The sequence below is a fragment of the Streptomyces sp. DvalAA-14 genome (genome assembly GCF_900091855.1).
Lineage (GTDB): Bacteria > Actinomycetota > Actinomycetes > Streptomycetales > Streptomycetaceae > Actinacidiphila.
In genome coordinates this window covers 1-1,836 of the sequence record NZ_FMCH01000513.1, presented here as the reverse complement: position 1 = coordinate 1,836, position 1,836 = coordinate 1, and the positions used below count along the sequence as shown (strand labels likewise).

The window sequence follows — 1,836 nt, the reverse complement described above, 5'->3', positions numbered from 1 at the left end:
CGCGGGCCCGGATCCGGATCTCGATGGCCTCTGGCCAGGCGGCCGGGAAAGCTGTTCCATGGTCATCAGCCGGCCGCCGCAGCGAAGGCGGCCACCCGCGCCAGGATGAGGTGGCCTTGGCTACGACCGTGCGACGTACCACCGTGGGCATTCCGGCCGCGCCCCTCGGCCCGGACAATCCGCTGCCCGCACTGCGCCCGCTGGACGAACTCCACCGGATCGACCCGCGCGACCGGGACGGCCTGCCCCCCGGACATGGCCCGGCAGATCGGCTACGCGCCGCTGCGGTCGGTGCTCCCCGTCCGCGTGCTGGACGGCTACGGCCGCGACCGCGCCCCCGCCCGGCTCGACGCGCTGGTGATCGAGAACGAGCGGGTGCGCGCCACCGTCCTGCCCGGTCTCGGCGGCCGGCTGTACTCCCTGCTGCACAAGCCGACCGGACGCGAACTGCTCTACCGCAACCCGGTGTTCCAGCCCGCCGACTTCGCGCTGGCCGGGGCGTGGTTCTCCGGCGGCGTCGAATGGAACCTCGGCGCCACCGGCCACTGGGCCCTCACCTGCGCCCCGCTGCACGCCGCCCGGGTGCCGGCTCCCGACGGCGGCGAGATGCTGCGGCTGTGGGAATGGGAGCGGCTGCGCGACCTGCCCTTCCAGATAGACCTGTGGCTGCCCGCCGACTCCGACTTCCTCTACGCCGGCATCCGGGTCCGCAACCCGCACGACCGCACCGTGCCCGCGTACTGGTGGTCCAACGTCGCGGTCCCGGAGACCGAGGACACCCGGGTCCTGGCCCCCGCCGACGCCGCCTGGCACTTCGGCCACACCCGCGCCCTCAGCCATGTGCCGGTGCCCGGCGGCGCGGACGGTCCGGAACACCCGGACGGCGCCCGCGACATCACCTACACCACCCGCGCCGAGCACGCCGCCGACTACTTCTTCGACATCCCGGCCGGCCAGCGGCGGTGGACAACTGCCCTCGACGGGACGGGCCGCGGTCTCGTCCACACCTCCACCGACCTGCTGCGCGGCCGCAAGCTCTTCTTGTGGGGCCGCGGCCGCGGCGGCCGGCGCTGGCAGGAGTGGCTCACCGAGCCCGGCACCGGCGGCTACCTGGAGATCCAGGCCGGCCTGGCCCGTACCCAGCTCGAACATCTGCCGATGGCGGCCGGCTCGGCCTTCTCCTGGCTGGAGGCGTACGGCCCGCTGGACGCCGATCCCGCGCTGGTGCACGGCGCCGACTGGGCCGCCGCCCGCGCCGAGGCCGGCCGGAGCCTGGAAGCCGCCCTGCCGCGCGCCACCGTCGAGGCCGCCTACGACCGCTGGCTGGGCGTCGCCGACGCCGAGCCCGGGGAAGCGCTGGCCACCGGCTCCGGCTGGGGCGCCCTGGAGGTCCAGCGCGGCCGCCACCGGCTGCCCGGCACCCCCTTCCCGGCCGGCACCCTCGGCGAAGACCAGAAGCCCTGGCTGGAATTGCTGCTGGCCGGCGTCTTCCCGCGCCCGCCCCTCGATGCCGCCCCCGGCCCCTGTCCGGTCTCCCCCGAGTGGCGCGATCTGCTGGAGTCCGCCGACACCTACCCCGGCAACGAATGGTTCCGCGACTACCACCTCGGCATCGCCCAATGGGCCGCGGGCGACCGGGCCCAGGCGGTGCGCAACTGGGAACGCTCGCTGGCGGCCCACCCCTCGCCCTGGACGCTGCGCGCGCTGGCCGTCGCCGACGCGGACGCGGGGGAGACCAAGCGCGCCGCGGACAAGTACCTGGCGGCGTATGACTGCCTGCGGGCGACCTTCCTCGACCGCGCCGCATGGACCGAGGACACCGCCCGGGCGGCCCGC

General features: G+C 75.5%; 1 pseudogene. It reads left to right on the top strand.

The window, feature by feature from the left end:
• Positions 1-116: 116 nt before the first annotated feature.
• A pseudogene (locus GA0115240_RS27810) lies at positions 117-1,836 on the top strand (DUF5107 domain-containing protein); the annotation flags it as partial.